The sequence below is a fragment of the Archangium sp. Cb G35 genome (assembly GCF_001896145.1).
GTDB classification, from domain to species: Bacteria; Myxococcota; Myxococcia; order Myxococcales; family Myxococcaceae; genus Archangium; species Archangium violaceum.
On sequence record NZ_MPOI01000031.1, the window covers coordinates 1 to 15,041 of the forward strand.

14 protein-coding genes and 1 pseudogene are annotated in these 15,041 nt (G+C 67.0%); 7 read left to right on the plus strand and 8 right to left on the minus strand.

Annotation, left to right across the window (positions count from 1 at the left end):
* Window positions 1-227, plus strand: a pseudogene (locus BO221_RS55285) (hypothetical protein); the annotation flags it as partial.
* Between the two features lie 70 nt (window positions 228-297).
* A complete protein-coding gene (locus BO221_RS51715) occupies window positions 298-945 on the plus strand; it encodes a hypothetical protein (RefSeq protein ID WP_073568343.1) in 648 nt (215 codons plus the stop codon).
* Window positions 946-969: 24 nt separating this feature from the next.
* Here BO221_RS51715 and BO221_RS54665 read toward each other — a convergent pair whose 3' ends face one another.
* The 5 genes from BO221_RS54665 to BO221_RS51730 form a co-directional block, all read right to left on the minus strand.
* Window positions 970-1,113: a hypothetical protein gene (locus tag BO221_RS54665; RefSeq protein WP_233166654.1), complete on the minus strand. Its 144-nt coding sequence runs from the start codon at window positions 1,111-1,113 to the stop codon at window positions 970-972.
* Between the two features lie 96 nt (window positions 1,114-1,209).
* Entirely contained in the window at window positions 1,210-2,088 is an 879-nt protein-coding gene (locus BO221_RS53315; RefSeq protein WP_083682792.1) for a diguanylate cyclase, read from the minus strand.
* Between the two features lie 39 nt (window positions 2,089-2,127).
* Window positions 2,128-2,637 carry a hypothetical protein gene (locus BO221_RS54670; RefSeq protein WP_143196190.1) on the minus strand — a complete coding sequence of 170 codons (510 nt, stop codon included), beginning with the start codon at window positions 2,635-2,637 and terminating at the stop codon, window positions 2,128-2,130.
* Window positions 2,638-2,790: 153 nt separating this feature from the next.
* Window positions 2,791-3,924 (minus strand): NAD-binding protein, encoded by a 1,134-nt coding sequence (locus BO221_RS51725; protein WP_073568345.1) that lies wholly within the window; start codon window positions 3,922-3,924, stop codon window positions 2,791-2,793.
* Window positions 3,921-5,510, minus strand: coding sequence for a sodium:proton antiporter (locus tag BO221_RS51730; protein ID WP_083682793.1), 1,590 nt, complete (start codon window positions 5,508-5,510; stop codon window positions 3,921-3,923). Before BO221_RS51730 ends, BO221_RS51725 begins: the two co-directional genes overlap by 4 nt.
* A 156-nt stretch (window positions 5,511-5,666) precedes the next feature.
* Between BO221_RS51730 and BO221_RS51735 the strand changes: the two genes are divergently transcribed.
* Window positions 5,667-7,439 (plus strand): hypothetical protein, encoded by a 1,773-nt coding sequence (locus BO221_RS51735; protein ID WP_233166655.1) that lies wholly within the window; start codon window positions 5,667-5,669, stop codon window positions 7,437-7,439.
* Between the two features lie 46 nt (window positions 7,440-7,485).
* Here the strand turns inward: BO221_RS51735 and BO221_RS51740 are convergent, their stop codons facing one another.
* A complete protein-coding gene (locus BO221_RS51740; protein WP_073568347.1) occupies window positions 7,486-8,637 on the minus strand; it encodes a sorbosone dehydrogenase family protein in 1,152 nt (383 codons plus the stop codon).
* 102 nt (window positions 8,638-8,739) lie between these two features.
* Here BO221_RS51740 and BO221_RS51745 point away from each other — a divergent pair, with 102 nt between their 5' ends.
* Together BO221_RS51745 and BO221_RS51750 are read left to right on the plus strand one after the other, a co-directional pair.
* Window positions 8,740-9,555: a 2-oxo acid dehydrogenase subunit E2 gene (locus BO221_RS51745; protein WP_073568348.1), complete on the plus strand. Its 816-nt coding sequence runs from the start codon at window positions 8,740-8,742 to the stop codon at window positions 9,553-9,555.
* A gap of 10 nt (window positions 9,556-9,565) precedes the next feature.
* On the plus strand, window positions 9,566-11,353 hold the full coding sequence (locus BO221_RS51750) for an NUDIX hydrolase (protein WP_073568349.1): 1,788 nt from the start codon (window positions 9,566-9,568) through the stop codon (window positions 11,351-11,353).
* Window positions 11,354-11,400: 47 nt separating this feature from the next.
* On the opposite strand, the gene BO221_RS51755 is transcribed toward BO221_RS51750, so the two are convergent.
* Window positions 11,401-11,820 carry a hypothetical protein gene (locus BO221_RS51755; RefSeq protein ID WP_073568350.1) on the minus strand — a complete coding sequence of 140 codons (420 nt, stop codon included), beginning with the start codon at window positions 11,818-11,820 and terminating at the stop codon, window positions 11,401-11,403.
* Between the two features lie 79 nt (window positions 11,821-11,899).
* On the opposite strand from BO221_RS51755, the gene BO221_RS51760 reads away from it, so the two are divergent.
* Window positions 11,900-13,138 (plus strand): YcaO-like family protein, encoded by a 1,239-nt coding sequence (locus tag BO221_RS51760; RefSeq protein WP_073568351.1) that lies wholly within the window; start codon window positions 11,900-11,902, stop codon window positions 13,136-13,138.
* The gene (locus BO221_RS51765; RefSeq protein ID WP_073568352.1) at window positions 13,135-13,893 is read left to right on the plus strand and encodes a TfuA-like protein; all 759 of its coding nucleotides are present in this window, start codon (window positions 13,135-13,137) and stop codon (window positions 13,891-13,893) included. Before BO221_RS51760 ends, BO221_RS51765 begins: the two co-directional genes overlap by 4 nt.
* A 34-nt stretch (window positions 13,894-13,927) precedes the next feature.
* Here the strand turns inward: BO221_RS51765 and BO221_RS51770 are convergent, their stop codons facing one another.
* A complete protein-coding gene (locus tag BO221_RS51770) occupies window positions 13,928-14,914 on the minus strand; it encodes a M91 family zinc metallopeptidase (RefSeq protein ID WP_073568353.1) in 987 nt (328 codons plus the stop codon).
* Window positions 14,915-15,041: the final 127 nt, after the last annotated feature.

Sequence of the window (15,041 nt, forward strand, 5' to 3'; positions counted from 1 at the left end):
CGCGCTGGGAGATTCGCGCCCTGCTTTTCAGGCACGACGCGAACGGCTATCGCAGCGACGCCACTCCCACCATCGGCCAGGCCGTCCTGTGGATTGCCCGCCTGGGCGGCTACTCCAAATCCTCTGGAGGGCCGCCCGGCTCCATCGTCCTGGGCCGGGGCCTTGAGAAGCTGGCCGTCATTACCGAGGATCTCCAGCGCATCCACGAGCTGGGCCTGAAAATGTGACTAATGCTCAGCTCTGGGAGAGGGTCAGGGTGAGGGTCTACCGGACGCCGCCTGTTATGCTGTGCGCGTCATGGACATCTCGGATCTGTTCTCGGGCGAGTACATCGCTTTCTTCGCCATCATGGTGGTGGTCATCCCCTTTCTCTTCTGGAGTTCCAAGCAGGGGATGATGTTCGAGGAGAAACGGCAGGCCGCCTGGGCCAACATGGCCAGTCCACTCGGGCTGACGTACGAGAAGGGCGGAGTCCTCTCCGGAGAGTTCGAGGGGCTGCCCGTGCGCATCTTCCGGGAGAAGGGCGAGCGCATGGGGTCGACGAAGGCGGACGCGTCCGTGTACGTGGTGCGGGTGGAGGTGCCCGGGAAGTTGCCCCGTGACTTCACTGCCGCGCCGCGCAAGTGGACGTCGTTGTTCGAGCGGATGGGCGTCCCCAACGTCTTCAAAGCGGAAGAGCCCGTGCTCGATGAGGCCCACATCTTTCAGTGCGGTGTGGTCTCGGCGGGCGAAAAGCTCCTCCAGGAGCCGGACGTCCAGCAGGCGCTCCGCGACCTCGTGAACCCCGAGAGCGTGAGCTTCGTGCAGGAGAACCACGTGGGCCTCGCGTTTGAGACCCCCGGCTTCGTGGAGGATGCCGGCAAGGTCCGGCGTAACCTGGAGTCGCTGGCGCGCGCGGCGAACGCGCTCGCGCAGGCCCAGGAGCGGCTCCAGCTCGCCGCCTGAAGGGGCGGGCCCGGAGCTCCGTGCTCAGCGGCCGAACAGGCCCTTGCGCTTCTGGGGCGCCCGGTCCTGCTGGGCCATCTTCGCCAGCCGCTGCCCGAGGATGCGGCTCATCTCCAGCGCCACGGAGGGGTTGGCCATCACCATGCCCTGGAAGTCCTCGCGTCCCACTGCAGCCAGCTCGCACGAGCAGGCCGAATGGGCATAGATGCTGACCGTGCGCAGGGCGGATTGGTCGATGGCAACAACAACTACGCTTCTGCTTATTTAGGACGGAGCTTCTGGGTTATTGTTGTCCTGTTTGCTCGAACCACTAGTAACGACCTTCAGTGTACCACGCTCAATATCAATAAATCCATCTGAGTGCGCGATGGTTATGCAATCACGGTCTCGCTCTTTCGAGCGAGCCTTGGCGGTATTCGCGGCGTCTGCGAGTTTTGTCTTCTCGTGATTTGACGAATGGGCTAAGCCAATGGACACGGTCAGCTTTTCCACTTGTTCTTCGACAGTAAATTCTTGAGCCGAAATAAGCAACCGTAGTTCTTCAGCGAACGCAATCGCAGTACCTGTTCCGACATTGAGCAATAATACAATAACCTCATCGCCTCCTTCTGCATATGCAAAACCGTGTGGAGTGATGGTGTCAGCGATAAGTTGTTGAAACTGTGGAAGAACGCTCCTGTCGATAGCCCGTTCGGTGTGCTTGGTATTGAGCGCTTTAAATTTGTCTATGTCCAAAAAAAGGACAGCATTGCCACGTTTGCCATGGCTGCTTCCCAAGTCGTCATTAAGCTGGCCTGGAGCGTCGAGAATTTTGAATTTTTGATGTTTTTCTCTCAGAGAGACGGGTGCTTGGCATGGTTCAGGCACTGCGGGTCCTCCATGGAGACCCGAATGAGCTACTAATTCCTCTGCATGTGCTAATTCAGAGAAGGGAATCTCGTACTCGCTTGATGCTGTAGTGATGACAAAACTCGGATCTTTCGAGGTTGGATCCTGAGTAGAGCTAAAGGATGGTACCCCAATCAAATGGGCACCGTCCTTGGAAGTAATTACAAACCGCTTCCGGGCCTCTACATTTCGGGTGAAGATTTCAGCATAGCGAAGGTGTGGCGGTCGCTGAGTGCGATATTGAGAAAACGCCATGGTGTGGCTGGTCCTCCGGATCCCTTATGGTGAGGCGCATTACTTTTTGATTTCGATCTCGACTTGAATTGGTGGATGCGCGTGGATGCGCCGGATTTGAAAATCCGTGCCTTCAAGCTCTATGAACTTGTAGTAGTCCGCTGGAGCAGAAGGCACGACTGCATTGTTTAGATCAAATGCAGTAAATTTTTCGACTTCTGTGACCGAGGATAAGATGCGTTGAGCATCAGATTCTGTGAGTAGAATACGTACGTCGCCTCCTGCGGTTGTGTTTGGTGCGAGAGTTCGTATCCAGGCGTTAACGAGCATTTCTGCTGAAGCGAGTTCCCGGAAGGGAATGCGGTACATCTGGTTGTCCGAGGACTGGAAATTAAACGCAACGTTTGGATCCATCGGGTTTGCGATGGAACCTGCCATTGGTGTGCCTATGGCTGAATCGCCAGATGTGAGAGTGATTAAGTAGGGACGATGTCCGAAATTATTTTGAAGGAAGCGGTCATAATAACGATCAAATGAAGACAACGTGGTGCGGAATCGATCGAAGCTCATGGTTTTCCTTGTTTCGAGTGAGGAATGTTTGTTTGTATGTCGTTGTTGGTGTGGTTTGCGAAGTCTACGGCTGTTGGGGAATTTAGCTGTGCGGTGGTTGGAGTTTGGCTGTGGGGTGGTTTGAGAATGGGATTGATCTGATTTTCATATCTCTCAGCGGCCGAACAGGCCCTTGCGCTTCTGGGGCGCTCGATCCTGCTGGGCCATCTTCGCCAGCCGCTGCCCGAGGATGCGGCTCATCTCCAGAGCCACGGAGGGGTTGGCCATCACCATGCCCTGGAAGTCCTCGCGGCCCACGGCGGCCAGCTCGCACGCCGTGGCGGCCAGGGCACTCGTGGCACGCGGCTCTCCCGTGAGCAGGGCGATCTCCCCGAAGAAGCCTCCCGGCTTCACCGTCTCCACCAGCCGGCCGCCCTCGGCCATCAGGTTCACCTCGCCGGAGACGACGACGTAGAACGACTCACCCGCGTCGCCCTTCTTGAAGAGCGTCTCGCCGGCCTCCTTGCGCAGGTAGTCGGCGCCGCGCGCCACCGAGGCCAGCTGCTCGTCGTTGAGCGGTGTGAGGAAGTCCACCTTGCGCAGCATCTCCGCCAGCGGCGTGTCGCTCTGGCGCTGGGCCTGGGCGGTGAGGCAGTCCACGGCGCGGGCCAGCTCCGCGCGGCGCGCCACGAGGATGATGGTGTGCCCCGCCCGCAGCACCGTGTTCCCGTCCGGCAGCGTGATGCGGCCCTCCGGGTCCACCAGGCCGATGAACACGCACTCGCGCGGGAACTCGGGCAGCGCGCGCACCTGGGCCACCGTGCGCCCTGCCACCAGTGCCTTCGGGCTCACCTCCAGCTCGAAGAGGATGGCCGTCCCCGCCGCCAGCGGCAGCGAGCCCGCCACCTGCGGGAAGTCGATGGCCGTGGTCATCTTCGCCACCACCACCTCGGCCTCCGCCACCAGCTCGCTCACCCCGGCCAGCCGGTAGGCCTGGCGGTAGCGGCTGTCCAGCATGCGCACCATGACGCGCGCCTTGCTCAGCGAGCGCACCAGCGTGGCGAAGGCCAGGTTCTCCGCGTCGCGCGCCAGCACCCCCGCAGCGATGTCCGCCCCCGAGATGCCCGCCGCGTCCAGCACCGACGGGTCGTTCGCGTCCCCGCACACCGTCACCGCGCCAATGTCCTCGAAGAGCCGGTTGCAGATGCCCGGGTCCTTTTCCACCACCGTCACCTGGTGCTGCTCCGCCACCAGCCGCGCCGCCAGCGTCCCGCCCACCCGTCCGCCACCCGCGATGATGATCTTCATGACGCCTTCCTCTCGCTGCCCGCCTCGTGCTCCTGCGCGCTCGCCAGCACGTGCTCCAGCTCCAGCGTGCGCGAGTCCAGCTTCGCCAGTTGTACCTCGGCCGTGGCCTCGGGGATGAGGCCCGCGCGCCGCGCCGACAACAGTGCCGTGCGCTCCGCGTCGATGAGGCGGCGGCGCGTGGCCAATACGATTTTCGCCCCCTGCGCCAGGTGCTGCTCGCTGAGCCGGCGCAGCTCGCGCTCGGCGCCGGCGATGCCCACCTGGTAGTCGCTGCGCAGGTGCTCATAGGCCGCGCGGGGGATGAGCCCCTGGTCGTGCAGCTCCTCCAGCTCCTGGCGCGCGGCGCGGCTGGCGATGAGGCGCGCCTGCTGCTCGGCCACCGCGTAGGCCACGGGGTCTTCATGGAAGAGGCCCAGCCGCTTGAGGACGCCCGTGAGCATGAACCCCTGCACCACCAGGGACAGGAAGCAGACGCCGAAGGCGATGGCCACCAGCAGCTCGCGCGAGGGCGTGGACTCCGGCAGGCCGAGCGCCAGGCCGATGGACAGCGCGCCCTTGATGTTGCCGAGGATGAAGACGTGCTGCCAGCGCAGGGGGACGGCCTCGGAGGGGCGCAGCCAGCGCAGCAGCAGGAAGGGCAGGTAGATGGCCACCGCGCGGCCGGCGAAGACACAGACCACCGCGAGCAGCGTCTGCGGCAGGTAGCGCACCAGCGTCTCGGGGCGGGTGGTGAGCCCCATCGACAGGAAGAGGAAGGTGTTCACCCCGAAGGCGGCGTACTCCCAGAAGGTGTGGATGGCCACCTGGCTCTGGGCGGAGACGTGGCGCCGCAGGTTGATGCCCGTGGCCAGCCCGGCCGTCACCGCGGCGATGGCGCCCGACAGGTGCAGCTGCTCGCCGATGACGAAGGCGGCGAAGGCCAGCGCCGAGGTCACCATGATCTCCGCGAGCGGATCCTCGGTGCGGCGGATGATGAAGCCGGCCACCAGGCCCAGGGTGAGTCCGATGGCGAGGCCGCCAAGGGTGGCCCCCACCACCTTGGCGCTGATGAGGGGCAGGGAGTACGAGGCTCCGCCCACCACGATGCTGGAGATGGCGGCGTAGGCCACGAGCGCGGTGCCGTCGTTGAAGAGGCTCTCGCCCTGCATGATGCCGGAGAGGCGGCGGGGGACGGGGGCGCGGCGGAAGGCGTAGAGGATGGAGACGGTGTCGGTGACGGCGAGAATGGACCCGAGCAACAGGGCGGGTCCCCAGGCGAGCGCGAGGGTGTAGTGGAGCGCCGTGCCGGTGGCGGCGATGGCCAGCACCATGCCCAGGGTGGCCAGGGTGGCGATGGGCAGGATGTTGGCGCGCACGTTGGCCACGTCCGCGGTGATGCCGCCCTCGAAGAGCAGCAGCGGCAGGCAGACGAGGAAGACGACCTCCGGGTTGAGCGGAGGCATGCCCGGGAAGATTCCTCCCACGGACAGGAGCAGACCACCCACCACCAATGCGACGTTGTACGGAATCCGAACGCGCTTGGCGGCGATGGCGAGCGAGCTGGCGGCCACCATCAGGCCGATGATGAGGGGCATTTCGAGGTGCACGCGGGCCCAAGACTCGCAGATGCGCCGGGCTTGTGCACGGGTTGCCTGCGTTCAGGTCCCACTCCGGGCCACCAGGGAGGCGAGCCCCCGGGTCCATCCCTGGTGTCTCGGCGGGGTGGTGGGAAAGGGGAGGGGCCCCTTGGGGTTGGGGGCCCCATGAAACACATCCTCCTGTCGCTTGCTCTCCTGGCGTGCGCGGCTTGTGGTCCCGAGCTGCCTGGAGACGCCTCTTCGGACAATCCGCCCCTGGACACGCTGGACACCCAGGAGGCTCCCGTGGTGACGCCGCCCGCGGGCTCCATCCCCACGGGACTTCCCTCCCGCCTGCTGGTGGGCCTCTTCGAGGAGGCTCCCCAGACCTGGATGAAGGACAGCGCCGTGCCCTGGGACGTGCGCTACCGCTACTTCACCAAGGGCTGGATAGACAATTGGGGCTGGTCCGCCAGGGATGGCTCCTGGGGCAAGCAGTTCCTGACGGAGTCCGCCGCCCAGGGCTTCATCCCAGCCATCCAGTACTACCAGGTCAACGGAGAGCCCGGTGGCGGCGAGGCGCAGTTCCTCGTCAAGGCGCAGAACGCCACCACGATGAAGAGCTACTTCTCCGACTTCAAGGTGCTGATGCAGTTGGCGAAGGCGTTCGGCAAGCCGGTGCTCGTGCTGATGGAGGCGGATGGCTTTGGCTACCTCCAGCAGTACTCGAACAACAGCCCCAATGCCTACGCGGCCGTGGCGGCCACGGGGCTGCCGGAGCTGGCGGGGCTGCCCAACACGGTGGCCGGGTGGGGGCTCGCCTTCCTCCAGCTGCGCAAGTCGGTGGGGGCCAACAACGTCATCCTGGGCATGCACATCTCGGGGTGGGCCAGTGGCAAGGACGTCGCGTACTTCTCCGTGACGGACGCGCTGCAGCCCGAGGTGGACAAGGTCTACAACTTCCTCAAGCCGCTGGGCCTGGGAGCCAACGTCACGGGGGCCACCTATGACGTGCTGGTGGGAGACCCGCTCGACCGCGACGCGGAATTCTACAAGCAGTACGGACAGGACCGGTGGTGGGACGCGAGCGACACGGCCTCCATCTCGTCCAAGAGCTTCAACCGGTACGCCGAGTGGTTGCGGCTGTGGAACCGCACCTCGGGCAAGCGCTGGGTGCTGTGGCAGATTCCGGAGGGCAACTCCGCCAGCTTGAACAAGCCCTACGCGGCCAATACGCCGGGCTCGGGCTACAGGGACAACCGCACCGAGTACTTCTTCGGCACCGGGAGCGGCCCGCACCGCGAGAAGTTCGCGAGCAGTGGCGTCATCGCGCTGCTCTTCGGCCGGGGCGAGGGCCAGCAGGCCTCGCACACCAACGACTACGACAAGAATGGCCAGCTCTTCCTGAAGACCTACGCGGGTGCCTTCCTGAAGGCCGGTGGGCTCGCCATTCCCGCGGGCTCCACCACGACGCCGGCTCCCACGCCCACGCCGACTCCCACGCCCACGCCGGGCACCGCGCAGTTCGGCTTCGAGACGGACACGCAGGGGTGGACCTTCTCGGGGACGCTCGTGAAGGGGGTGGCGTCTTCCACCGCGAAGGCGTACGCGGGCAGCCGCTCGCTGGCGGTGACGATGGGTGGCACCGCGGCGGGGATGTCCCGCGTCTCGGTACCCAACGCCGCCGTGCCCGCGGGCGGGACGGTGTCCTTCCGCGTCTGGGTCCCGGCCGGCAGCCGCATCACGGCCGTCCAGCCCTATGTGCAGCAGGGCGCGACGGGCGGCTGGGTGTGGACGGGCTCGTGGGCGGCTTCCACCACCCTGAAGGCCGGGGACTGGAGCACCGTCACCGTGCAGGTGCCCGGGAACGCGATGTCGCCCCTGTACCAGCTCGGCCTCGAGCTGTTCACCGATGCCGCCTGGTCCGGCACGGTGTACGTGGACTCGGTGAGCTGGTGAGCCCGGGGGCCGCGTGCGCATGGCGGGCACGCGGCCCCGTCTTCTTTCAGCGGCGGATGCGCAGGATGACGTCCTTGCGCGCCGTGCAGTCTCCGCGGCTGTCGCAGTTGCTGGTGGTGACGTAGAGGTGGCCGTCCGGACCCATGATGGTCTCGCGCAGGCGGCCCCACTCGTTGCGCAGGTACACCTCGTGCTGGGCGACCTGGAAGGGATTCTCCTGGGAGAAGACCACGCGGTGCAGGTGCCGTGAGCCGAGCGTGCCGATGAGCAGGGAGCCCTTCCACTCGGGGATGGCGTCGCCGGTGTAGATGGCCGCGCCACCCGGAGGCGCCGCGCTCTCCCAGGTGAGGGACGGGGTGATGAAGCCCTCGCCGGACTCGCAGCTGTAGACGGTGGGCCAGCCGAGGTTGTCCCCCTTGCGCACCACGCTGACCTCGTCATGGCCGCGGCGGAGCGTGTCTCCGCTGGGGCCGTGGTCGGTGAAGTAGAGCGTGTCGCGGTCCTTCCAGTCGAAGCCCTGGGTGTTGCGCACGCCGGTGAGGAACGCGGCCTTGCCGGGGAAGGGGTTGTCTCCGGGCACTTCGCCCTCGGGGGTGAGCCGCAACAGCTTGCCGGACGGAGTGTCCACGTTCTGCGAGTTGTCCGGCTCGCGCGAGTCCCCGGTGCCCACGTAGAGCATGCCATCCGGGCCGAAGCGGATGCGCCCGCCGTCGTGGTACTTCGCCGCGGGGATGTTGCCGAAGATGACGCGGTCGAAGGTGGCGGAGGCGTGGTCCTCGGAGAGGGTCCACCGCTCCACGCGATTCTGCGTCGAGCCGCCCTCGTCGGTGGTCACGTAGATGTAGAACTGCCGGTTGCTCGCGAAGGAGGGATGCGCGGCGATGCCGAGCAGGCCGCTCTCGCCCTCGGAGGAGATCTTCACGGTGGCGACGGGCGCGGGCTGGAGCGCACCATTGCGCAGCAGGCGGATGCGGCCGGGACGCTCGGTGACGAGCGCGTCACCGCCGGGAAGCCAGGCGATGCCCCAGGGGACCTCGAGGCCCTCGGCGACGACGTCGACGGTGATGGGCACGGTGCCATTGGGGCCGAAGCCGTCCTCGACGAGGATGCAATCGGGGGCGGTCTTCGCCTGGCTCTTGCGGCAGCCGGAGCAGGCGGCGAGGAACACGAGTGCGGAGAGCATGAGGCAGGTACGCATGCCGCATCTATGCCGCGCGGCTGGACCGTACGCCACCGGACCGTCGCGGTCACGTCAGGAGGTGGACGGGGGGAGGCCCGGTGGTAGAGGACTCGCCAGCCCGTGAACTTCCCCCTCCTCGCCCTTGGCTCCTACAGGTCTCCCAGGGACCCGAGTGCCTATGCGGCGATCGACATACGCATGGAGCGCGCACTCGCGTATGTGGAGGCCTTTCGCTCCCGCTCGGGACAGCGCCTCACGCTGACGCACCTGGTGGCCAAGGCCGCCGCCGATGCCCTCCGCCGCTACCCCGAGGCCAATGTCATCCTCCGTTGGAACCGGCCCTGGTTGCGCAAGCGCGTGAGCGTCTGTGTCCTCGTGGTGCAGCCCGAGCACCTCGGCCGCGTGGACCTCACCACCGCCACCGTTCCCGATGCGGACACGCTCTCGCTCCAGGGCTTCGCCAGCGCGATGCAGGCGCGGGTCGATCACGTCCGCCACCGCCGGGACGCCGTCATCGAGCGGGGCAAGCGGCGCTCCTACCGCGTCCCCGGCCTCGTCATGCACACCGTCCTCCGGTTGCTCTCCTTCGTCTGGTTCACCCTCAATCTGGACCTCGCGTGGGTGGGCATGCCCAGAGACCCCTTCGGCTCCGTCGCCGTCTCCAACGTGGGTTCACTCGGCCTGGAGCGCGCCTGGCTGGCCATGGTGCCCTATACCCGCGTGGCCCTCTATCTCGCCGCCGGTGCCGTGCGCGATGTCCCCGTGCTCGAGGGGGACTCCCTCGTCCCGGGCAAGGAGATGACGCTCTCGTGCACCTTCGATGCGCGCCTGCTCGATGCCGGCCTCGTCGCGCGCGTCCTGCGCCACATCGGCGATGCACTGGAAGATCCCACGTCCGCCTGGGGCCCACCCCCCGAGGAACCTCCGGCGCGGTAGTCTGGCGCGCATGAAACTGCCGCTCGTCATCACCCTCGCTCTCTCCACGGCCGCCTCCGCCGCCCCCAAGCCCCTCCCGGCCGGCTACTGGCCCGAGTCCAGGACCCAGGAACTCCTCGCCAAGACCGAGACCATCCGCCTCGCGCCGGACCTGTCGCGCCTCACCCCCGAGGAGCAGCGGGCCGTGAAGGACCTCCTCGAGGTGGGGCAGCTCCTCCAGCGTGTCTACGAGGCGTCCCGGCATCCGCAGGCACTCGAGGCCCGGGAACGCCTCGCCAGGCTGGACTCGCAGCTCGGTGGCCCGAAGCAGACGCGCGACCTGCTCACCCTCTACCGGCTCTTCCAGGGGCCCATCGCCACCACGCTCGACAACCGCCGCGAGGCCTTCCTTCCCGTCTCCGCCGAGGTGCCCGCGCGCAACGTCTACCCTCCCGACGCCACGCGCCAGGAGCTCGACGCCTTCCTGGCCCGCTTCCCGGAGCAGCGGAACTCCCTCCTCGGCGAGCGCACCGTGGTCCGCCGTGCCACGAAGGCCTCGCTCGACCGGGACCTGGCCACGCTCGCCAAGCACCCCGTGCTCGCCGTGCTCCACCCCCGGCTCGCCCCGCACCTGAAGTCCCTCGCGAAGAAGCCCGATGCGAAGGTGCTCTACGCCGTGCCGTACCCCGTCGCGTACGCGAATGACTTCGTGCGCGCGTACGAGCTGCTCATGAGCGCCGCGGACTCGCTGGAGAAGCCGGATGATGAGTTCGCCCGCTTCCTCCGCAACCGCGCCCGGGACTTGCTCTCCAACGACTACGAGAGCGGCGATGCGTCCTGGGTGACGGGCCGCTTCCAGCGCCTCAACGCGCAGATCGGCTCATATGAGACGTACGATGACGCGATCTTCGGCGTGAAGGCGTTCCACGGCATGAGCCTGCTGCTGCAGAACGAGCAGGCCACCGCCGAGTTGCGCCGGGCCCTCGGTGGGTTGCAGGCGCTCCAGGACTCGCTGCCGTACGTGCACCCCCGGCGCGTGCGCGAGGACATCCCGGTCGGGGTCTACGACGTCATCGCGGACTTCGGCCAGGCGCGTGGCACCAACACCGCGAGCATCCTCCCCAACGACGCGCTCTTCTCGCGCCGCTACGGCCGCACCATCCTGCTGCGCGACAACATCATGAAGAACCCGGACATCTTCGCCGCCGACGAGCGCATCTGGCGCGCCGCCACCGTGGAGGCCCACGCGGGAGACCTCGCCCCCGAGGGGAACTCCCAGCGCACGCTGTGGCATGAAATCGGCCACTACCTGGGCGTCGAGCGCGATGCGAAGGGGCGCACGCTCGACGTCGCGCTGGAGGACTACGCGGACGCGCTCGAGGAGATGAAGGCAGACCTCGTCTCGCTCTTCGCGCTGCAATCCATGCACAAGAATGGAACGGTGGGGGACGCCACGCTGCGCGCTGTGCGGGCCTCGGGCATCCGGCGCACGCTGCAGAACGCGAAGCCTCGCCGCGACCAGCCCTACCAGACCATGCAGCTCATCCAGTTCAACTGGTTCCTCTCGCATGGGCTGCTCGAGGCCGACCCGAAGACCGCGCGCCTCACCATCCGCTACGAGCGCTACCCGGAGACCGTCGCCTCCCTCTTGAAGGAGGTGCTCACGCTCCAGCACGCGGGAGACAAGGCCGCCGCCGCGCGCTTCTTCGACCAGTGGACCACCTGGACGCCCGAGCTCCATGAGGCGCTCGCCGCCCGCATCCGCGAGGCCCAGGGCGCCCGCTTCCGCGTCGTGCACTACGGGGCTCTCGGCGAGTAGGAGGAGTACGGGCCTGCCTCATGGACCGTGGGCCCTCTCCGCCGGAATCAGCGCTCGTGTTCGGCGAGCTGTGCCGCGAACAGCTCTTTCAGAATGCGGGTCTGTTCGCTTGGGTGGTGCTCGACCGTGTCGAAGAACTCCAGGAAGGTGTGCAGCACTTCCGGGATTTCTTCGGGCACCGTCAAAGGATAGAGGCAGCAAATCACGGCCCGGACCGCGCTGGTCTTCCGGTCGTCGAGGTCTGAACCTGCCTTGCTCGCGTCGAGATAATTCCAACAGCGGACGCGTGCGGCGGTCAGCTCCTCTTCGCTGGCCTGCTGCTTCCAATAGCGCCAGGCGGCTTCGAGGGCGTGTTTCGCGACGGGTGGAGTCCACTCCTGGATGAGGGAGCAGCACTGCGCCATGAATTGGAAGCACAGGTTGGGGTGCCGCGCGAGCTCGCCCTCCCGTTCGAGATGGACCAACATCTGAAGCGGTTGAAGGGACGCGGACGGGATGGCTCCTGCTGGAGGGGCACGCCCGGGTCTGGAGGAACGATGTGTCATCATGGCCGAGCCTACCTTGGAGCGTGAACACAGACTCGCGGGGACCCACCGCCTCATTCCACCCGAGGCGACGGTCGCGCGTGTGCGAGGCCTGATGCCCCTCATGGGCATCACCCGCGTGGCCAACGTCACGGGCCTGGACACCATCGGCATCCCGGTGGTGATGGTCATCCGGCCCAATGCCCGCTCGCTCTCCGTCTCGCAGGGCAAGGGAAGCGAGCTCGCGGCGGCCCAGGCCTCCGGGCTGATGGAGGCCATCGAGCTGTATCACGCCGAGCACATCCAACTGCCCCTCAAGCTCGCCACCTTCAACGAGCTCCGGTTCACCCACCGGATGGTGGACGTCACGGCGCTTCCCCGGCTGTCCGTGAGCCAGTTCCACGGCCACTTCCGCACGCTCTGGATCGAAGGCAGGAACCTCTTCGACGGAGGCTCCACCTGGGTGCCCTACGAGATGGTTCACATGGACTACACGCTCCCGCTGCCGCCGGGGAGCGGGTCGTTCCTGATGAGCTCCAGCGGCCTGGCCTCGGGCAACCACCCACTCGAGGCGCTGAGACATGCGCTCTGCGAGCTCATCGAGCGGGACGCCACCACCCTCTTCCGCTTCTCCAACGAGGAGGTCCGGAGCCTCCGCCGGGTGGACCCCTCCACCGTGGATGAGCCGGGCTGCCGGGCGCTGCTGGAGCGGTACGCACGCGCGGGGGTGGAGGCCGGCATCTGGGAGACCACCTCGGACGTGGGCGTGGCGGCGTTCTCCTGCATCATCGTGGACGCGGATCCCAATCCCCAGCGGCCCATTGGACCGATGGGGGGAATGGGCTGCCACCCCAGCCGGGCCGTGGCGCTCTCCCGCGCGCTCACCGAGGCGGCGCAGAGCCGGCTCACCGTCATCACCGGCGCGCGCGACGACGTGCGGCACCTGGGGCCCCAGAACAGCGAGGAGGAGCTCGAAGCCGCCCGGCGGATGAGGGACCGGCTCGTGGCCGAGCCACGGGTGCGGAGCTTCCAGGACGCGCCAGACTTCCAGGGATGCTCGCTGGAGGAGGACCGGGCCTTCCTGCTCGAGCGCCTGCTCGCGGCGGGGCTCCGGGAGGCGGTGGTGGTGGACCTGACCCGTTCCCCCTTCGGCATCCCGGTGGTGCGGGTCATCGTGCCCGGCCTCGAGCCGCTCAACGACATCCCCGGCTATGTTCCGGGCCGCAGGGCTCGCGAGCGCCTCTCGGAGACAGCGCCATGAAGGTGGTCATCTTCGCCGGTCCCACGCTCAGCGGTGTGGACTGCTCACGGGAGCTCGAGGCCCTCTACCTGCCGCCAGCGGCGCAGGGGGACATCTACCGGGTGGCGCTCGAAAGGCCCGTGGCCATCGGGCTCATCGACGGCTACTTCGAGCGCATGCCCTCGGTGTCTCACAAGGAGATCCTCTGGGCCATGAAGGAGGGGGTGCACGTCTTCGGCGCGGCGAGCATGGGCGCGCTGCGCGCCGCCGAGCTGGCTGTCTTTGGCATGGAGGGGGTGGGGGAGATCTACGAGTCCTTCGCGAGGGGCTCGCTGGAGGACGACGACGAGGTGGCGGTGGTGCATGCCGAGGCCGAGGAAGGATACCGGCCGCTCTCCGAGGCGATGGTCAACATCCGCGCCACCCTCCAGGCCGCGGAGCGCGCGGGGGTGCTCGGCGAGGAATCGCGGAGCAGGCTGGAGCGGCTCGCCAAGGGGCTCTTCCATGCCGACCGGAGCTGGCCCGCGCTCCTGACGAGGGCCCAGGAGGCGGGGCTCGATGCGGCCGGGCGCGAGGCCATCCGTCACTTCGTGGCGGAACACCGGGTCGATCAAAAACAGCTCGATGCCCGCGCCCTGCTGCGCACCCTGCGCGCGCGGCTGGAAGCGGGCCTGCCCCCGAAGGAGACCCGTTACCCCTTCGCGCATACGGACGCGTGGGAGCACATCCGCCGGAAGGTGGAGGATGCGCTCACGCGCGAGGCAGGGAACCGGTAGGCCAGCTCCCACTCAAGGACACAGCGGCGCGCGCTCACTTCTCCAGGTGGTCAATCATGGGCTGGATCGGCGGCGCGGGGTTCCGGTCCCACAGCTTGGTGGACCAGCTGCGCTGATCCAGCAGCCCCGCGTTGATGTTGTTCGCCAGGGTATCGACCTTGGCCGGGGTCTCTCCCGAGTAGTCGTTGCGCAGGGGGAGCCCGTGCTCCTGGCGGATCTTGTTCTCGCTGGGCGTCCACCCGTCACGGTTGGGGGAGTGCGGGGTGGGCTTCATGCCGACGGTCTCGAACTCCTCCTGCATGTGCGAGTGGTGGCCGATGACCTTCCCGACAATGGGATCATTGTTCTGGATGATGGGGTCGTTCCTGCGCGGGCTGACCTCCAGCGGGCTGACGGCGACGCCATTGGCATTGCGCCAGGCGTGGACCGACTCGTGGCCCAGGCTGTTGAAGCGGGTCCCCGGGTGCTGCTCGCTGAACCGATCGTCGTACTTGAGGGTGCTGGGCAGCCCGGGGCCAGGCTTGCCGTCGTAACGGTACGCCTGCTGGATGCCGCCGTAGGTGCCGTCGTGCCGCGGGGCGTTGGCGTTCGGGATGCGCTCGTTGCGGCCCGAGTAGACGTCCGCCACCGTCAGCGGCTTGTTCAGGGTGCCAACCTGGCCAGGGTTGACGGCATTCGTGCGGCCGTTGAGCTCCGTCAGCAGCCGGTTGCCGTTGGGCTTGCTCATCAGCGCGCCCGTCGAGTGGCGCACGTCACTCGTGAAGTCGGCGAACTGGTGCCCCGACTGCAGGTTGTCCCGGCGGGTGCGGATGCCCTGCAGGTCCGGGTGCACGACGCCGTAGTCGGCCGGCTTCAGGTTGTTTTTCCCGGCCTGGAGTTGCTCCGGCGTGGGCACTGAAGGGCGGGTGGGCAGGTTGCGCGGCTGCACGGGCGAGGTGGGCGCGCTCCGGGGCGTCTGCGGAGTGACATCATTCGTCCTCAGCGACGGCAGCGACGGGGAGCGGAACGGGCGGATCTTCATGGGCGGTTTCCTTGGAAGTCAGCGAAGGGGCAGCGGCGTGCTCACCGGTAGAGCATCGAGCGTGCCAACCGTTCCGGGCCCTCGGCCCCAGGCAAGCCTTCGGGTTTTCGGGGACTTGCGGGAGCCA